17 protein-coding genes are annotated in these 18,939 nt (G+C 47.0%); 8 read left to right on the top strand and 9 right to left on the bottom strand.

Going from position 1 to position 18,939, the window contains the following annotated elements; translation table 11 throughout:
- Window positions 1-12 precede the first annotated feature (12 nt).
- From rbsK to N0M98_RS18970, 6 genes are all read right to left on the bottom strand, one after another.
- Window positions 13-903: a ribokinase gene (gene rbsK, locus N0M98_RS18995; protein ID WP_259618842.1), complete on the bottom strand. Its 891-nt coding sequence runs from the start codon at window positions 901-903 to the stop codon at window positions 13-15.
- A gap of 13 nt (window positions 904-916) precedes the next feature.
- Complete coding sequence (locus N0M98_RS18990) at window positions 917-1,891, bottom strand: LacI family DNA-binding transcriptional regulator (protein WP_249864967.1); 975 nt, start codon at window positions 1,889-1,891, stop codon at window positions 917-919.
- A gap of 206 nt (window positions 1,892-2,097) precedes the next feature.
- On the bottom strand, window positions 2,098-3,036 hold the full coding sequence (locus N0M98_RS18985; RefSeq protein ID WP_259618841.1) for a M14 family metallopeptidase: 939 nt from the start codon (window positions 3,034-3,036) through the stop codon (window positions 2,098-2,100).
- A gap of 156 nt (window positions 3,037-3,192) precedes the next feature.
- Window positions 3,193-4,002 carry a glutamate racemase gene (gene racE, locus N0M98_RS18980; protein WP_259618840.1) on the bottom strand — a complete coding sequence of 270 codons (810 nt, stop codon included), beginning with the start codon at window positions 4,000-4,002 and terminating at the stop codon, window positions 3,193-3,195.
- A gap of 224 nt (window positions 4,003-4,226) precedes the next feature.
- On the bottom strand, window positions 4,227-5,525 hold the full coding sequence (locus N0M98_RS18975) for an alpha-glucosidase/alpha-galactosidase (protein ID WP_249864970.1): 1,299 nt from the start codon (window positions 5,523-5,525) through the stop codon (window positions 4,227-4,229).
- A gap of 115 nt (window positions 5,526-5,640) precedes the next feature.
- Complete coding sequence (locus N0M98_RS18970) at window positions 5,641-6,075, bottom strand: disulfide oxidoreductase (RefSeq protein WP_249864971.1); 435 nt, start codon at window positions 6,073-6,075, stop codon at window positions 5,641-5,643.
- A gap of 78 nt (window positions 6,076-6,153) precedes the next feature.
- On the opposite strand from N0M98_RS18970, the gene N0M98_RS18965 reads away from it, so the two are divergent.
- Entirely contained in the window at window positions 6,154-7,014 is an 861-nt protein-coding gene (locus tag N0M98_RS18965; RefSeq protein ID WP_259618839.1) for an AraC family transcriptional regulator, read from the top strand.
- 77 nt (window positions 7,015-7,091) lie between these two features.
- Here the strand turns inward: N0M98_RS18965 and N0M98_RS18960 are convergent, their stop codons facing one another.
- From N0M98_RS18960 to N0M98_RS18950, 3 genes are all read right to left on the bottom strand, one after another.
- Complete coding sequence (locus N0M98_RS18960; protein ID WP_259618838.1) at window positions 7,092-8,372, bottom strand: glucose 1-dehydrogenase; 1,281 nt, start codon at window positions 8,370-8,372, stop codon at window positions 7,092-7,094.
- Window positions 8,369-10,411, bottom strand: coding sequence for a glycoside hydrolase family 15 protein (locus N0M98_RS18955; protein WP_249864974.1), 2,043 nt, complete (start codon window positions 10,409-10,411; stop codon window positions 8,369-8,371). Before N0M98_RS18955 ends, N0M98_RS18960 begins: the two co-directional genes overlap by 4 nt.
- 141 nt (window positions 10,412-10,552) lie before the next feature.
- A complete protein-coding gene (locus N0M98_RS18950) occupies window positions 10,553-10,990 on the bottom strand; it encodes a hypothetical protein (protein ID WP_249864975.1) in 438 nt (145 codons plus the stop codon).
- Window positions 10,991-11,185: 195 nt separating this feature from the next.
- Here N0M98_RS18950 and N0M98_RS18945 point away from each other — a divergent pair, with 195 nt between their 5' ends.
- From N0M98_RS18945 to N0M98_RS18915, 7 genes are all read left to right on the top strand, one after another.
- On the top strand, window positions 11,186-11,839 hold the full coding sequence (locus tag N0M98_RS18945; protein ID WP_249864976.1) for a helix-turn-helix domain-containing protein: 654 nt from the start codon (window positions 11,186-11,188) through the stop codon (window positions 11,837-11,839).
- Between the two features lie 334 nt (window positions 11,840-12,173).
- Complete coding sequence (locus N0M98_RS18940) at window positions 12,174-12,815, top strand: hypothetical protein (protein WP_259618837.1); 642 nt, start codon at window positions 12,174-12,176, stop codon at window positions 12,813-12,815.
- Between the two features lie 81 nt (window positions 12,816-12,896).
- Window positions 12,897-13,538: a hypothetical protein gene (locus N0M98_RS18935; protein ID WP_259618836.1), complete on the top strand. Its 642-nt coding sequence runs from the start codon at window positions 12,897-12,899 to the stop codon at window positions 13,536-13,538.
- A gap of 3,306 nt (window positions 13,539-16,844) precedes the next feature.
- Window positions 16,845-17,432: a CPBP family intramembrane glutamic endopeptidase gene (locus tag N0M98_RS18930; protein ID WP_259618835.1), complete on the top strand. Its 588-nt coding sequence runs from the start codon at window positions 16,845-16,847 to the stop codon at window positions 17,430-17,432.
- Between the two features lie 144 nt (window positions 17,433-17,576).
- Window positions 17,577-18,248: a hypothetical protein gene (locus N0M98_RS18925; protein WP_249864981.1), complete on the top strand. Its 672-nt coding sequence runs from the start codon at window positions 17,577-17,579 to the stop codon at window positions 18,246-18,248.
- Entirely contained in the window at window positions 18,245-18,802 is a 558-nt protein-coding gene (locus N0M98_RS18920) for an accessory gene regulator B family protein (RefSeq protein WP_249864982.1), read from the top strand. The genes N0M98_RS18925 and N0M98_RS18920 overlap by 4 nt, the downstream gene beginning before the upstream one ends.
- Entirely contained in the window at window positions 18,799-18,927 is a 129-nt protein-coding gene (locus N0M98_RS18915) for an AgrD family cyclic lactone autoinducer peptide (protein ID WP_249864983.1), read from the top strand. Before N0M98_RS18920 ends, N0M98_RS18915 begins: the two co-directional genes overlap by 4 nt.
- The last annotated feature ends 12 nt before the right edge of the window (window positions 18,928-18,939 follow it).

Below are 18,939 nucleotides of genomic sequence, written 5' to 3'. Positions count from 1 at the left end.
GCGTTTGCCGTCCTATTGCGCCTGTTTCTTTATAAAAGCTTCGACTTCGGCCATGGTCGGCATTCCCGTCTGGGCTCCAAGCTTTGTCGTCGAGAGAGCGGCTACGGCGTTGCCGAATCGGCATGCCTCCTGCAAGCTCAGCCCCCGGCTTAATGCTACCGCCAAGCCACCGTTGAAGGCGTCTCCGGCTCCCGTCGTATCGACAACATCGATCGAATAAGCGGGAATATTCATTTCGCTGCCGCCGTCGTGAATAAACACGCCTTGGCTTCCTTTAGTTACGATCAGCTTGCCGTCCAGCCGCTCCGCGCCGATCGATTTTTTCAGCATCGTTTGTTCATGCTCGTTAGGGGTAAAATAATCGATATATGGAACCCATTCCGAAGGGAGCTCTTGAATCGGCGCCGGATTCAGAATGACGGTTACCCCGTTTGCCTTGGCAATTTCCGCCGCCTTCTTCACGGCCTCAAGCGGAATCTCCAGCTGAAGAATCACAATATCGCTGTCTGCGATAACACCCCGTTTGCTTTCAACGAATGCAGCCGTTACATCATTATTCGCTGCGGGTACGACAATTATACTGTTCTCTTGATCCGAAACCGTAATCGTAGCGGTTGCCGTTGATTGATCTGTAACCGGTTCCACATTGCTTATATCGACACCTTCTTGTTGAAGATGTCGCAAGATGTCCTTGCCGAAGCTGTCGCTGCCGACGCGGCCGATCATCCGAACATGCGCTCCAAGTCTGGCTGAAGCTACCGCTTGATTCGCCCCTTTGCCTCCGGGGTTCATTTGAAACCGATCGCCGAACACCGTTTCTCCCAATTTCGGCAATCGGGAAGTAATGGTTACCAAATCCATGTTAATGCTTCCAACAACAGTTATTTTAGGTTTCCGCTCCATACCAGTATGCTCCTTAGGTTGTTCTTCTCTCTATAAGTTCAACTTCCAACGTGTAGTAGGTCTTCTCCATCGGCTGCTGCTCCATTAAATTAACGAGGACTGTAGTTGCGAGCTCTCCCATTTCATAGATAGGCTGCGCAACCGTCGTCAGCTCAGGAATCATGACGGAGGAGAGCACAATTCCGTCAAAACCGATGACGGCAAGTTCTTCGGGTACCTTTTTACCTAGCTGGTAAGCGGCTTTAATGGCGCCGATGGCCATCATATCGTTGGCCGCAAAAATGCCGTCGATGTCGGGATGCCTGCCTAGCAGCTCGCGAGTCGCGTCAATGGAAGATTCCATGTCGTAATTGCCGTTCACTATATAGCTTTCGGTAAACCACGGCTCTTCGGCCACCGCTTCCCTGTAGCCACCGCACCGTTCTTCGGCGTTGACGACCCCGGCGGTGCCTCTAATATGGCCGATTCGCTTGCGCCCCTTGCTTTTCAAAAAATGCGTCGCTGCCTTCGCGCCCTTCTTGTTCTCTACGACAATCGTAGGCAGGCCTTTGCTGATTTCACGGTCAATGCTTACGATTGGAATATTCAGCGCTTCAATCTGTTCGGCCGTCAGCGTATTGGAAGAAACGATAATGCCGTTGACGTAATTTTGCTTCAATACGTCCAAATAGGCTTGTTCCTTCTCTTTATTTTCATCCGAATTGCACAAAATAACGTTGTATCCCAATTTACTGGCCGTATCCTCGACGGCTCTCGCCAACTCGGGAAAATACGGATTCATAATATCGGGCACGATTAAGCCTATCGTGTTCGAATGCTTCTTGAACAGACTTCGCGCTATTTCATTCGGTTTGTAATTCAATTCTTTAATCGCTTTCTCGACTTTTTCTCTAGAATGTTGTCCGACATATCCTTTGTCGTTCAATACTCTGGACACCGTGGCCACGGAAACGCCCGCCATCTTGGCAACGTCTTTAATGGATGCCATACTCTCACTCCAAACTGAAAAAGGGTAACCGGTTACACATCCAATATACTACTGATGAGCAGGGAAGTCAACAAGATTCATCGACTGGAAATTACTGAGATCGGCAGCGACGGACGGCAGACGAGGGGCGGTTTGCGTCGCTGCCGCAGGCATCGCCCGCCCTAGCTTAGTAGAAGCCCTTGAGCCGCGAACGCGCGCTATCGTGTCTACTCGCGGTCCCGGTCCTGTTCCCATTGCGGTTCCGCTAAGCAGGCCAGCGCCTCCGTCATCACTTGGGCCGTCGCCTCGTACATGTCGGGGAACTGGTCGAGCGGCAGCGGATTGACCCCGATGCCCGCTTCAATCGTAAAGCCCGGCCGCCCGAACTGCTGGATGAACCAATCCTTGTACCCTGCGTCGCTGTCGCCGAGCTTCACCGCCTTGTAGCCGCTGCTTCTCTCCAGCCGCAGCGCAATCGCCTCCGACGCCCGCGGCTCCAAATTGCGGTAATTCCAGTAAATTTCCTTGCCCTGCGTATGAAACGCCAGCACCAGCTCGAACCGATGCCGCCGCGTAAACTCCGCCATCGCCGCCGCTTCCGGCTCGCTTAGCGGCCTGACTCCCCCGTAATCCCGCGGCCCAGGGCCAGCCACCGCTCTGCGCTCCCTCTCCGCCTCCCAATGAGCGGGAAACTGGTCGTTCAGATCGACGCCGCGAATGTTGGCCTTCCAGCCGCTGAAGTCCTCCGAGCCCCCGTTCCAGGCGAGCAGCTGCCGGTAATACGGATGCTCCGGAGCCGCGCCGCGATGCACAAGCTCTACTCCGTCCGGATTGACCATCGGCACCAGCCACAGCGACGTCTGTCCGAACAGTTCCTCCGCCGGGAAGCTTCCGAACGCGGCTTGCCTGGAGCAGGCGCCGGCGTATTCTTCGGCAAACTGCATCAGCAGCATCGTCGTAATCCATTCATTGGCGTGAAAAGCGCCGTTGCAATGGATTTCCTTTCTACCCATACCAATTCGCAGCGCGGGAATCGGCCGCCCCATCACACTGCGGCCAATGCTATCCACTTGTATGAAAGGATACCGCTCTTGCAGACGGTTCATATCCTTTAGCATTTCTCCGTATCCGTAGCTTCCGTCCCGCTCCCGCACCAAAAATGCCATTGTATTCGCTCCTTCCGCCTTCGTCCGGCTATGCGATGCCATATGTATATATACGCGCGTGTACCGAATTCATGCTCCGGCCGTGGAAGCCCCGCCATACGAAACGGACGATTCGGGAAGGAATCGTCCTAAAGTCTTGTTAGCTTGCCGCCGCTCTCAAATAATATGGGGGATCGGCCAAACGACAGGCGTCACCGTAATCTGCTCGTTCAGCCAAGATTGGGCAATCTGCTTGAACATAACCGGGTCGCCGCTGCAAAAAAATTGACGGACCGGAGTCGAGTCGGTACCGGCCAGCATCCCCTGATGATCCAATACGGCGCTGATTTCCCTTGCCGTCTCTTCCGCCGAGCTGATCAACGTAACCTCAGGACCCATTACATCGGAAATCGCGTCCGCCAAAAACGGATAATGGGTACAGCCCAGTATCAGGCAGTCCATCGGCCGGTTCTTCAGCCCCTGGAGCGACTGATAGACGATCGCCCGGGTCTGTTCCGTATAAAATTGCCCTTTCTCTACCAGAGGAGCAAACTGCGGACACGCTTCGCTGAACACCTGGGTTTGCGGAGCGATCTGGCGCAGCGCCTGCTCGTAGGCGTTGCTCCGGATCGTGCCTTCCGTTCCGATGACCCCGATCACCCCGCTGCGCGTCGTTCTGATAGCAGCGCGCGCACCCGGATGAATAACCCCGACCACCGGAATCGTAAGCCGGGCGCGGATCTCATCCAAAGCAACCGCTGTTGCTGTGTTGCAGGCGATAACTACCATCTTCGGTTGAAATTGCAACAAAAAATCGACGATTTGGTGAGTAAATTGCACGACTTCTTGCGGGTCTCTCGGGCCATACGGGGTCCGGTCCGTGTCCCCGAAATAAATGATGTTCTCCTGCGGGAGCTGACGCACAACCTCTTTCACAACCGTCAGGCCGCCTACTCCTGAATCCAAAATCGCTATCGCTTGCTGCACAAGTTTTCGCTTCCTTTGACTGAGGATTATGAAACGCTGCATGACCTCTAATAGAGTATGATGGTAGAAGCAGAAAGGTACCAAGCGAACGCACACGCGCCAGCCTCGAATTCGCCCTTTATGCAAGCTTTCCGCGCGCCTGTTTTATTCCTCCAAGAAGCAGCTCCCGAGATAACAAAAGCTCCCCGAAGGCGGATTATCGCCTTGGGGAGCCGAATCGTTATTTAGACGAATTTGGGAAGCCAACTGCCGTGAGCTTCGATCAGATCGTCGCACATCGCGACAATATCGTCCATGGACAGCTCCGCCGCCGTATGCGGATCGAGCATCGCCGCGTGGTAAATATGCTCCTTCTTGCCGGTGACCGCCGCCTCCAGGGTGAGCAGCTGCGTATTGATATTGGTGCGGTTGAGCGCCGCCAGCTGCGGCGGCAGATCGCCGACATATGTCGGAGTGACGCCGCTCGCATCGACCAGGCAGGACACCTCGACGCAAGCTTCCTTCGGCAAATTCGTAATGAGCCCCGTGTTCATGACGTTGCCGCCGATTTTGAACGGATTGTTCGTCTCCATCGCGTCGAACATATAGGAAGCGTATTCCTTGGAACGCTTATGCTCCAGATTTTTGTTGTTAACGAGCTCCTCGCGCATCGTTCTCCATCTCTCGATCTGCCGAACGCAGCGGCGGGGATATTCGTCGAGAGGGATGTTATACCGGTCGACCAGCTCGGGATAGTTTTTCTTGATAAAATACGGATGGTATTCGGCGTTATGCTCCGAGGATTCGGTGACATAGTAACCGAAGCGGAACATCAGCTCATAGCGTACCATATCGCTATGCTTCTCCCGCTGCTTTTCCCGGGCGCGCCGCTTAATTTCCGGATACAGATCGACGCCGTCCTTGGTTACCTCCAGCAGCCAGGCCATATGGTTGATGCCGGCGATTTTCCACTGCACGCCCTCGGATTCCATCTCGAGGTTCTTGAACAGATGGGACACGCAGCCCTGCACGCTGTGGCACAAGCCGACCGTCTTGACGCCGCCGTACGTATTCATCGCATTGGTCAGCACCGCCATCGGGTTCGTGTAATTCAAGAACCAGGCGTCCGGGCATACCTCCTGAATGTCCTTGGCGAAATCCAGCATGACCGGAATCGTGCGCAGATTGCGGAAAATGCCGCCGATGCCGACCGTATCGGCAATCGTCTGGCGCAAGCCGTATTTCTTCGGAATTTCAAAATCCGTAATCGTACACGGATCGTAGCCGCCCACCTGAATGGCGTTCACGACATACTTGGCCCCGCGCAAAGCCTCCTTGCGGTCGGTATACGCTTTCACGACGCAGCTGCTGCCTGCCGATTGCTTCAGGTTATTCAGCATGTTCTCCGAATCTTTCAGACGCTCCAGATCGATGTCGAACAACGCGAGCTCAAAGCCCTGCAAGGACGGCGTCATCATGCAATCTCCCAGCACGTTCTTGGCAAATACGGTGCTTCCAGCTCCCAGAAAAGTAATTTTGGACATAAATTCCAGCCTCCCGGTTCCTTGAATGAATTCTCATTGCTTACTTAGACTATACTCCCGGGCAGGCTGGATGCATATGGAGACAAACCACTTTTGCATGGAGAAATGTAGTTCGTTACGTTTGCGGATTCGACCGCACCGCCAGCATCAGCAGGATCATCAACACCGTGATCAGCACGAACGCCGTCAGCGCCAGCAGAGGGATCGTAACAAAGCCGAACCAATCGATATAATCGACGTCGCACGGAACCGGACCGCACGCCGTCGCCCCGTCCTTGAACCATGAAGTCTTCTGCATCAAGTAATGATAGAGCGAGATGCCCGCCCCCCATACGCTCAGAGGCAGGACGTACACATAATGCCGCACATCCTTGCGCACCGCCGCTATGCCGAGTATAATCACGAGAGGATACATCAGAATGCGCTGATACCAGCAGAGCTTGCAGGGCAAAAAATGCATAATTTCCGAGAAATACAAGCTTCCGAGCGTAGCTGTCAGCGCTACAACCCAAGACAGATGTAGTGCGTTATCTTTCATCCATCGATTCATTCGCAGTCGTTCGCTCCTATAATCTTGAACTCATTTTTTCCTTCTATCATCATAACAAAAGATGACGAGGTGTTCCATATGAAGGAATCCTACCATTCCGTAGCGTTCAATTCGCAGCCAGGCAAAGGAGAATTGGCCGTTCTGTTCAGCGGCCATTCCCAGACGAAGCCGCGGCACCGGGTCGGCCCCCAGGTGCTCGATTATCATCTTGTTCATTATGTCGTCTCAGGCCGCGGCACGTTTCGCTGCATGGGGATCGATTACGATTTGGAGCGGGGCGACAGCTTCTTCATCTTCCCGGGAGAGCTCGTCAGCTACGAATCGGACGAGGCCGACCCGTGGTGCTACCGGTGGATCGGGTTCAAGGGTCCGAGGGCCGACGAATATTTGAGCGGTCTCGGCATCTCCCAGCATCATCCGGTCGCTTCGACGAAGCAGCATCGCAGAATGACCGCCTTGTACCATCAAATCGAACGGACGCTGCACAAGCGCCCGCCTCATGCGGATATGCAGTCCCAAGGCTATATGAGACTCGTTCTCGCGGAATATGCCGAGGATTTAATAGTGGAGGCCATTCCGAAGAAGGAGGCCCCCGGCATCCAGCAGCAGGTGGAGCAGGCGATCCGCTGGCTGACGCTGCAGTATCATCAGCCGATTTCGATCGAATCGATGGCCCAGACGCTCGGTTACCATCGCACCCATCTATCGAAAATGTTCAAGCAGCATACCGGAATGGCCCCTATGAATTTCCTGCTGAAAATCCGCATGGAACGGGCCAAGCTGCTGCTCCATGAAGCTTTGACCGTTGAGCAGGTCGCTTCTTCCGTCGGCTTCGGCGATCCGCTATACTTCTCCAAGCAATTCAAGAAATGGTACGGACGCTCTCCGTCCGAATACCGCCAGGATCAAACGACGAATCCGTACGATTGCAGTCAATGAAATACGCGTGAAAAAACGAGACCTTCTTTCCATGTATAGGAAAGAAGGTCTCGCTGTATGTTAACCTGCCGCGCGCCTCATACTGAAAAACTGTACTCCACCGGCGATGAGCTCTGAGAGAGCATGTCCCGCCATTGCGGCTGCGGCACCACATCCACGACGGCTTTAACGGCAATTTTCGAAAAGTCGAGCCCCGGCACCTGCTCCATCGTCAGCCTGTCGCTCATTATCCGGCCGAGAAGGCCGGGAAACTTCTCCTCCATCTGCTGTAGCCGGTACAGTCCGGTTTCGAAATCTTTACGCGAGGCGTTGACCGAGCCGAGCACGCATTTATTTTCCAGCACCAGCTCCTGATTGATCGCATCCGCCGGCACCTGCAAGCTGCGGCCTCCCGGCGTCACGCCGAGCAGCGCGAGCACGCCGCCGGGTCCGAGCGCCGTCATCGCTTCGAATGCGAGCGGGCTGTAGCCCGTGCATTCGTAGATCATGTCGACGCGCTTGCCGCGCCGCTGCAGGAAGCCGCTGAGCGTCTCAGCGCTTCCTGTGCCGCCGCTGCCTGCGTCGCCGGCCTCATCCGCCTGCCGGAACTCGGCCCCGCAGGCGCGAACGAGCTCCGCCGCCGGACTATCCGCCGGCGACTTGGACCAGACGACGGTGTCGAGTCCGAGACACCGGCTCGTCAGGGCCGCCAGCAGGCCGAGCGGCCCGGAGCCGAGCACCAGCACCGTCTTGGGCTGCCAGATCAGCCGCTGCTGGATGCGCTGCACCTGGTCCCATACTTTCTCGACGATGCTTTGCGGCTCGGTCAGCACGCCGTAGTCCAGACAAGCCGGCGGCACCTTGACCAAGTACCTCGCATCCTCCGCATAATATTCGCTCAAATAACCGTCGCGGCCCTTAATGCCCCGCTCCACATAATGACCGGTTTCGCAGAAGTCGGAATGCCCGCTGCGGCAGTTGACGCATTCCGGGTCATTGCACGGTCTGCGCACCAGCGCGCATACGAGATCGCCCGCCGCAAGTCCCGAAGCCTCCCCGGCCTCCACGACAACGCCGAGCGATTCGTGGCCGATCGTGAGCGCGTCTTTCCCTTCCGGGGGTACGCCGTACTTTTCGGTCATCAGCTCCCGGTCGGTGCCGTCGAGGCCGACGCATAATACTCGCACCAGCACCTCCGACGGATACTTGAGCTGCGGACGCTCGGTCTCGGTCAGCTCCAGCTTGACGGTTTCGGCAGCCTTTGTCTTGACCTCAGGCCCTTCCCCGGCCGGATCGCGCTTTCCTTGTCCTTGTCCCGGGAGCCCGCCTGGAGCTGCCGTCGCCGCCTGCAAGCCCGTCAATCTCACCGTCTTCATCATCGCGGGCCTCCCGTCGTCTGCAGCAGCTTCGCGTCGCTAATATCTTCCTTGCCGCGGCCTTTATTTTTCAGCTGCTTCAGCTTGGACATATACTCCTGTACGACCTTGACAAAGGAAGCATGGGACCATGTCAGAGGAGAGACCGATAGCGGCGCGCCCGTAAACGGATGCACCTGCTCCGCCAAAATTCCGGTCGGCAGCGCGTGCTTCATCGTCCAGCGGATCATCTCCGCGGCTTCCTTCAGCTCGGATTCCTTCTTGGCGACGGCGATGACCCATTCGGCATACCAGAGCGTGCATATGAACCAAGGGTTACCCGGCACCTTGCCGATATCTTTGGTCACTTGATGATAATAATCGTTCGTATAGCGGCCGATGCCGCCGACTTCGGTCTGAATCCACAGCTGCTGCCGAATCGCCTTCATCGTCGCCGTAATGCGCGGATCGTCCGCGGCGAACATTTCAAAGTCGAACAGCGCATACAAGCTGGCATCGAGCGTCAAATCCGGCTCGTACGTATTCTTGTCGCGATTCCAATACAGCGACCTGATGAACCGTTTCTCCTGCTCGGAGTACATATGCTTCTCGACGGCCGATTTGACCGCTTGAGCCGCATCGCGGTAATACATCATCCGCGCCTTGTCCCGGAAATGCTCGGCGAATTTGCTGGCCGCCAGCAGCCCGGCATATACGCTCGCTACGGTAAATGCATGAACGCCGTAACGCTCCTCCCACAGATCGTAGGAAGGCAGCGGAAGCCCCGACGCATCCTTGTAGCTGGCTAGAAACCCGGCCGCCGGAACGACGAATTGATCGTAATCCTCGCGGGCGTCGTCCAGCGTCTTGCCCAGCTGATGATGATGCCACATCGCAAACAGCACCAGCGCCGTTTCATCCTCTTGAATCGGCAGCTGCTTCTCCCCGGCCGGATTGATCCACGGATGCCAGCTGGAGCCCGCCGAACCGTCCGGGTTATATTTGTGCTGCAAATATCCTTCCGGAGTAATCGCCCGCCGGCAAAATTGAAAAAACTTGCTCGTCAGCGATACATACCCGGAGCGGTCCAAAGCATGGGCGATCAACGCCCCGTCGCGCGGCCACATATACGAATACGTGTCGCGGGCGAACTTCAATATATCCGAATCGTTGGCCGCTACGATTGCTCCGCGGTTATCCATATTCGTGCGTACGACAAGCAGACTTCTTTTGTAAAAAGACGCCATATCCTTATCGATCAGGCTCAAATCGTGACGGTCCCGCGCCAGCCAGTGAAGCCAATAAATGTAGGTCCTCTGCAGCATAGCCTGAGGCCCCGTTTCCCTGACGCTCTTCTCCGTCCTGGCGATTTCCTGAGGACTCCTCGCGAAGCAAATCCAGAACCACGCCTCCGCCGATCCGCGGGCAGGCAGCTTCACTTCCAGCTCGATCGTGCCGTCGACCGAGCCCTGCGCAATCGGATTGCGTCCGAGCTGGCCGTCCTCCGCATCTCTCCAGGTTCCTTCTAGTCCGTTCATTTCCTTCTGGCCGATCGCGTAGCTCGTGCAGCCGGCTTTCTTACTGTCGGGCCCGCCGCAGCAGGACAGCGACATGTAGCGGTGGCCTTTATAGAAAACAAGCGAACCCAGATCCGGATCGTAATAGACCGTGTCGCCAACCCCGTTGCCGTATAAATGCAAGTCCAGATGGAAGTACAGCTTGACCGTCCGCTCGCGGTCCCATTTGTTCTCCAGCTGCACCTTGCGCACGAACACATTCTCCTGCACATCCACTCCGTCGCGCAGCGTCATCTTCAGCCCTAGCCGCGCGTGTTCGCCTGCCACCTGGGTCACCATCGAGTCGTTCAAATAGGAGGCGCTTTTTTTGAAATCTTGATGATCAATCCAGAAAAAATCTTCCGGCGTCCACACGCCGAAATGGGACAGATGGTCTGCCGCCTGATTTTCCTGACCTACATAAGGGAAATAAATATCCCGCAAATTATAATGGGTGTCGAAATTCACCAGCACATTCCCGTTGCTAAGAGGTAAGTCGCGTGCCATCCTTAGATCCTCCTTCCTATCTCTCTCTAATTTCCCCGCATCCGGGCCTAAATTATGCAGCGGCTGCTCCTTTCCCGGCAACAAAAAAAAGCATGACGGGTTCCCCGCATGCTTCTTCCTGTTCAACCTTATTCATTGTCTTCATTTGCGCTTTCGGCCGTGCTTGACAAGCGTCATTCGCCGGGAATGACGCAGCCACGAATAATACGCTTTCAAATCCCTGAGCTGGATATCCTCCGATATTTTCCCCAGGAAAGTAACCACGACCATTTTATGTAGAGGATTTCCGGCGATATCCGTCTCTTCCTTGATAGTCATAAATTCGGCGACCATGACCAAGTCCTGGTCAATCAAGTAAACGTCCTTTTCATTCTCGTAATAAGGCTGAACCCGTGCGAATTTCAAGGCGTCCCATAGAAAAGCACAAATATGCTCAATCCCGCCTTGATCGCTTTCCACTCGTTCCGACCACCGGGACAGGGCATGGCTGGTAATGACGATGTCCGCGATTTTATATCCGTTAAATTCAACATAAAAGGGTTCATAAGTGCTCCAACGGTTCATGATCTTATCTCTCATCTTCATGATCCCCCTTCATGATGTAGTCTCTCTGTCCCTATATTAAATGTAGTATTTATACTACATGCCGTCAAGAATTACTTTATTTTATTAATTATTTTTTAGGAAGATTCCTCTTATGTCACATATTTTTTTCTTTTGCTATTTCCTTTACCGAATTTGTCCTTTAAAATAACGATAAGAGAGGTGATTACAGTGGGACATCCCATCCCTGAATTTGGTAAATTTTTAGAAGGCTTGCGAGGGACTATGTCGCTTAGAGAGGCAGCCAAGAAAAGCGGCCTGTCGCATGCCTACATTCGCGATCTGGAGCTGGAGAAAAACCGCTCCACCAATGAGAAAATCACTCCATCACCCGATACCCTGAAAAAATTATCCGCGGCATACGATTATCCTTATACCGAACTGATGATTAAAGCCGGGCATCTTATGGAGCAAGACATCGCCGGAACTCCAACACCGAACATACAAATAGATTTAAACTACGTTTTCTATATTGAAGTGGGCATGAAAGAAATTATATATTGCAATCAAAACTCCAAGGTAACGCGCAGCATCGAGTCTCTGCGAGATTTCAGCGAGTTTCTTGATATGTTGGACGAGCATGAATTCAGGAAAGTCGACGCCGACATCTACGCCAACTTTCAACAGATCCGCAAATACGACGATCGTAACGGCAAGCTGTATTTCGATCTTAAGGGAGAAGGGATCTTCGTATCCATGTCCGCCCTGCGACAGCGTAAGTACCACGATCTCATTCTTCGCAAGATTGCCAACAACAACCAAACCAGTCTGGAATTCTCTTTCGGCAAAACCAGCAATATGAACCCGTCTTTTGTCAAAGGTTAGCATCCTACTACACTTAACAATCCAGAAGGACTGACGTTAATGCCTTGGTTTCAACTCGGACTTTATTATTTTGCGGCCTGGCTGTGCTTGTTGTCGTTGGGATTCGTCTTGTTTCGGTTCCCTCTTCGGCCTTACGCAGTGCAGTTGGTCTTATCGGCGCTTTTATTGACATATATATCAGTCCTCATCCGCCAATACGATAAAATTTATCTCGTTGCCACCGTTCAGCCTATTTGTGCGATTCTGTGCTATAGGCTGATTTTTCGTCTGCGTTTATAGTCGTCCTGCGGATGGCGTATCAGAAAGAAGTTGCGGATTAGGAGTTGAGCAAATAATGCGGCAGCTGGCCGAACTGATTTTATTTGCAATGACCTGGACTTCCCTGCTTTGTCTTGGCTTAGCGCTGTTCAGGTTGAAAATGACCAAATATATGCCCCAATCGGCCATATCTATAGTCTTGTTATCTCAAGTATCTTATGTTATTCAAAAGTTTCAATTGGCTTTTCTCGTAACTACCGTGCAGCCGATCTTCTTCTTTATTTGCGTCTGGCTATTCTTCAGGCTTCAGTGGATTCATGCCGTTGTTATGGTACTCCTGACCTACATAATGGCGCTCGCTTTTGAAATTATATTTAATTGGATTTTGTCCGGTTTTAATTACAGCGAGTTCCTTATTATCTATAGGGAACAATATTTCATTCAAGGCTTTGGCGTCTCGTCTCTCAGCTTTTTGGCTGTCTATCTGTTGCGCCGATTCCGTTGGGGCTTTTCTTTTGCCGTCCCGGCACAGCGTACGAGAATGTCATCTATGTCCACATTGACGAAAGCCGCCCTAGCTATAGGTACGCTTTCGCTTACTTCGACGAGCCTATCTCTATACATATGGAACAAATGGATTATGAGCGCCTACGGGATCACATTCTTTTTGCTCGCCGTTTTATTTCATCTCGCTTATTTGAAAGAAGTATCCGAATAGTTGATTGACGTATAGATCGCAGTGTAGGTATATTGTATATATTGTAAATATGTCCCGTTTCTTGTCGATGGAGGGAGTTTTATGGAACAGTTCAAACTTGTTGTAATATACCTCGTTTACTGGCCCTCCGTGCTGGTGCTGGCTTTAACGCTATTTCGCTGCAAGCCCCGCAATTACATAGGCCAAATCATTTTTAGCACGATCATGCTGGCTCAAGTGTCTATTTTGATTCAAAGCTTCGGCTTTATTTATTTGCTTTCGATCGTGCAGCCTATTTGCATGTTTTTATGTCTTTGTCTCTTTTTCCGGCTGCGTATGATCCAAGCGCTGCTCATGGTTGTTATCGGGTTTGGTTTCAATATTGTCATTGAATCCCCTATGACGCTGATGCTCTCCAAGTTCAATTACGACGCCTTTGTCCAAATGTCCAAAAGTGTATCCGTACTTCCGGCCATTTTGCTATGCTTGATCAATTGCTGCCTGGCCTATTTGTTGAGCAAATTACGAATCGGGTTTTCGTTTATTTCAGCGAATCGATTTCATAGACAAGCTCGATACCCTGTTAAGTTTTATTGGATGATTCTGGCCGGCTTCCTGCTTATCGGCTTTACCAGCTTCTCCATTATGTTTCTGGAGAAAATCATTATGCTTTCCATCTTTATTACTTTATTTACGATTGGCAGTATTCTGCATTTCTCCTACATGAGGGAAACGGCTGATTGAGTTTAAGGAGAGTAAGGTATGCAGCATTTGAATTTGATTTTGATTTATTTATTTTTTTGGGCTTCAGTATTAACCCTTGGCCATGCCTTGTTTAGAATCAAGTTTCGTTACTATATTCGCCAACTGATTCTGAGTACGTTAGTAATGACCCAATGTTCTGTGCTATTACAAACGTTTAATGCGGAATTTCTTACAACATTAATACATCCGCTATGTCTTCTTATGTGCATTTTCTTTATTTATAAACTACGACTTGTACATTCACTTTTAATTACAGCAACTATATTTTGTTTTAATGTAGTTTTGGAAGCGGCCTTTAATTTACTTTTAGCTAATTTCGACTACATAAAATTTGTTGAAATTTCCCGAAACGATTATATGATTCAAGGATTTTTTTTAGTGTCCATCAATTGTATCTTAGCCTTAATATTACATAGGCTTAGAATTGGCTTCTCCTTTATTTCGTCGAACACCATGTATCATAGAATGGATGTCTTCCCTAAAAAGCTAGTACTCATGACTTTGGCGGGATGTACCATAATGGCGTTCACCAGCTTCTCTATTTTCTTTTTTACCAAATTGATCATGTTGTTTATCTCTGTTACTTTTTTTATATTAATTGTTATCGTGAACTTGTCTCATGAAAAAGAGTTAGCGGACTAGCAAAAGATAAAATCCTTTGGCGATACGTTCCAACTGATAGCCGAATGGTTTTTTGTTATTTTATGAATAAAATTTCTATGGCACCACACCAATAAAAAAGAACATGTCCCAGTTTGTACAAAAGAAAAATCACATGGAACTAATTATTTCAATGTTTTAATTATGATGAATTTATGATCGAGTCTAAGGAGAGTGAGGTATGCAGCATTTGAATATGATATTGATTTATTTGTTTTACTGGCCTTCAGCGCTTTTACTTTGTCTTACCTCGTTCAGATTCAAAATACGTTACTACACCCGACAGATCGTGCTTAGTACCTTAGTGATGACGCAATGCTCCGTTCTTCTACAGTCATTTAAAGCTGAATTTCTCATGTCATTGATTCACCCGATCTGTCTTCTAATGTGCATTGTCTTTTTCTTTAGGTTAAGATTCGCACACTCTCTGCTGATTGCAGCAATTACTTTTTGTTTTAACGTTGTTCTAGAATCGACCTTAAACTTCTTTCTAGCTAATTTTGACTACATAAAATTTGTTGAAATTTCCCGAAATGACTACATGATTCAAGGATTTATTTTAGCATTCACAAATTACGTTTTAGCCTTTCTATTACATAAGCTGAGAGTTGGCTTCTCCTTCATTTCATCCAACCGTACAAATTTTAAAGTAGAGGCGTTTCCAAGAAAGTTAATTTTCACAACGGTGGCCGGATGTATTATCATGACATTTACTAGCTTCTCTATTTACTTTTTTGCCAAATTGATCATGTTGATTATTTCTATTACTTTCTTCGTATTAATCGGTATCGTGAACTTATCTCATGAAAAAGAGTTAGCGGACTAGCAAAAGATTTATCACCTACTAATTATTCCAATGTTTAATTATGATGAATTTGTGAAAAATTCATTTTGTCCTATTTGCTCAATAAATTCCGAATTGTCTTCTCATTTATCTCTGCTATCCGCTATACTAGGCCCGTTCAATATCTAGCAATTTATTGAATGATTACCATTGGCTTTTTACAGCTTCACTAGCTTCTCCATCATGTTTCTGGAGAAAGTCATTATGTTATTCATATTTATAACATTATTTACTGGAAGTAATCTGCATTTCACTTATATGAAAGAAACGGCTGATGCTAGAAAGGAATTAAACCGATGCCACAATTAATACTCATTTTGGTATATATAACTTACTGGCCTTCTGTTCTTTTAATTAGTATGGTTTTATTTAGAATCAAACCGCGACATCATATTCGTCAAATTATTTTGAGTACCTTGCTACTAACTCAAACTTCAATATTGCTACAAACATATAAAGCGGAATTTTTATTGGCTTTTATCCAGCCTATCTGTCTTATGACATGCATCTTCTTTTTTTATAAGCTAAAGATTATTCATTCGTTCATTGTTGCAGTAGTAACTTTTGGTTTTAATTTAGTAATAGAGTCTGCATTTAATCTATTCTTAGCCAATTTTAATTACATAGAATTTGTAAAGATATATCAGAATGATTATGCTATTCAAGGTCTTATTTTAACTTTAATTAATTGTGGAGTAGCATTATTATTACAAAAATTAAGGCTAGGCTTCTCCTTTATCTCTTCTCACCCCCTCAACTCTAAGAGTAGTTTATATCCCAAAAAAATAATTATTATGGTTTTAACCGGCTGTGTTTTACTAGCTTTCACTAGTCTTTCTATATATTTTTTCGAAAAATTCGTTATAGTATGTGTTACTCTTACTTTTTTTATATTAATTGGAGTAATGAACTTCTTATACGAAAAAGAGTTGACAGACTAAATATAAACTAATTCTTTAGTGAATAGCTTAAGTGATATTTGTCACACAGGAACACATTTACTTTTTGATAAAATAAATTATATTATTAATACGGCAGGAATTTTGCAGAACTCGAAAGTAGGATTGACATGGCAACCTTCTCACAAATCCCCATATAAGGTAAATTAAATGGAACAGACTACTCTTATATTATTACACTTATGTTATTGGACCTCGGTACAGATATTAGGCCTCAGCATATTTCGTATTAAGCCGAGGCAGCATATCAGGTCTATAGTCATTAGTTCATTCTTACTTTCTCAAGTCTCACACTTGCTTCAATCGTACAAAGTCGTATTCCTTATTTCGACAGTTCAGCCATGCTGCTTCTTTATTTGCCTATATCTTTTGTATAAATTCAGACCGTTATATTCCGTCCTAATTGTATTTATAGCTTTCGGAACTAATATGATGATCGAAAATATCTTCAATCTATTTATCACTAAATTTGATTTCATCCAATTCATAGAGCTAACGAAAAATGACTACATACTTCAAGGCTTGATGCTTTGCATAATCAATGTCATCCTCTCTTGTATCCTAATTCAAACAAGAATCGGTTTTTCATTCATTGATCCTTTTAAAGCGCGAAAGCAAAGGACAGTTATTCCTAAAAACATGAGATTAGCCCTTCTTCTCGGGTATATAGCCATGTGTTCAGTAAGTGCTATCGTCATGTACTTCGACAAAGCATATTTGTTACTGCTTACCGTATCTTTATTTATCTTAATAACGATCGTGAACTTTGCATACGAAAAAGAAATGGCCGAGTGATATAATACACCGAAGGGGAAGTCATAATTGGAAAGAAAACACATCTTCACTCTACTGATTTTTTATCTTTTTGTAGGTCCTGGGCCGATCTTATTTTTTCTGAATAAATATACCGTATCCTTTGCCTCCATTTTAAGCTGTATAGCTATTTTATGGTTGTTTCGAAAAGAACTCCTGGCCGTGGATTTTAATGGTATATTAAAAAATCCAAAACTCTATACAATATCGTTTCATGGTTTGAAGTATTGCATTTTTGCCCATGCCGTAACATCGTTCTTATTTGAAACCCCGAATATTTTGACGGATGACTTAATAAGCGGTTACTTAATTATGCCGTTCTACGCGATTGTCATAGCCCCTATAATTGAAGAAATAGTTTATAGAAAAATTATTTTCGGGCTTCTTGAGAAAAAATTCGGCTTTTGGATTGGCGCAATCGTCTCATCGCTAATTTTTGCGGTAGGACATTTAAGTCCAGAAAGAGGGTTGGCTTACTTCTTATCCGGAATATCGCTTTGTTTCATTTATAAACAAAGCGGGACTTTAGCCTCATCTATCCTAGTTCATGGAAGTTTGAATTACATTTCTTTACTGGTCAGGACAATAAAGGGTTAAGGTAGGAATAATACACTAGAAAGCGCTTTAAATTCGACATTTTTCTACTTGTTAAGTTAAGAATAGTGTATTAAACTAACTACATTGGACTTATATTTCTTGGAGCAAAGAAATCCAAATACTTTGCATAATGAGGTATTTTAAATGCAGTCATTAATTAAAATCTTATTTTCTTCAATAGAATTTTCAGCGGCTATGTTATTTTGTCTCTCATTATTTCGCATTTACTTTCGTTATTCACTACATAAAGTATTTATTATTGCAGTAATAATGTCAGTAATATCGATTTATATTAGGGAATTTTTGGAGCAGGTACAATTTGGTGTTCTTCCAGTAATAGTCATTCAAATAGTACTCATAACACTTTTTTTCAACCTTCCATTAATATTCTCATTTTTAGTATGTATTATAGGCACACTAGCAGTAGTAACTATTGAAGGTTTAGTCATTGCAATCGGTTCTAATTTTTCAGTGTTTAATGAACAAGGTTTAATAAATTCAACGGTACAATTTATTTGCTTCGAATCAACTGTAACCCTGATACTGCTCCTTTTGATTTTCCCTTTACAAAAATACAAATTAGGTTTTCACACAACTTCGAATGATGCTTTAAAAGGATATAATTTTTATTTATCTGGATTACTAATAATTGGAATAGTGGCCATTGAAATTGAACAGATAGCTTTTAAGAAATCTGCAGTCCATATCATTTTACCTATAATAATTGGATTTATTTTTCTAATAGGGGTTTACCTTGCCTATCAGCATAATAAAAGACTATGGGCTAAAAGACGTGAAAGGTTGTCAAAAAAATGAATTTTATTGATCGCTCAGCTGAAAACATTGCTAGGTCAATAAGAAATAATTACTCGCAAGCTGGTTCTGAAATAGCTTTAAAATATGCATTGTCCCTACTTATAAATTCATTCATTGCATTTACAACTGCAATTGTTTTCTGCGTATTGACAGACCACTTTATCGAAGCTTTGATGGCTATAGTTTCGTTTATTGCCTTAAGATATTTTTCGGGCGGTCTACACATGTCGTCTTCCTTATCATGTTGTTTGCTTACTATTTTTATTATAATATCAGCAGCTCATATTTCTTTTAATTACTCATTTTATTGTAGTATTATTGATATTTTCTCGGCTCTTATCTTATTAAAAACAGCACCAAACGGTATTGAGCATATTAGTAAAATAAATCCTAAATACTATCCTCTCCTTAAATTAATAGCTGTTTTAATAGTTTTAGCTAATCTTTTTTTTCAATCTACAGTTATGACAGCAGCTTTTTTTTGTCAAGCTTTGTTGACCACTGAATTTTCTTATAGAACGAGAGATCACTTTGAAGGGAGAATTTCAAAATGAAAACTAAAATTGCAATCATTGCCAACACTGTTTTAATGATTCTTGCTTCAGTTTTTGTAACTACAAACTCGTATATTGGCCACCGCCCAGAAACGCCAATGGAGCTTCTCAAGAAAAATAAATAAGCTGATTCTGTC

The sequence above is a fragment of the Paenibacillus doosanensis genome, assembly GCF_025060755.1.
GTDB classification, from domain to species: Bacteria; Bacillota; Bacilli; order Paenibacillales; family NBRC-103111; genus Paenibacillus_S; species Paenibacillus_S doosanensis.
The sequence above is the reverse complement of the archived record's forward strand: the minus strand, read 5'-3'. Positions and strand labels throughout refer to the sequence as shown.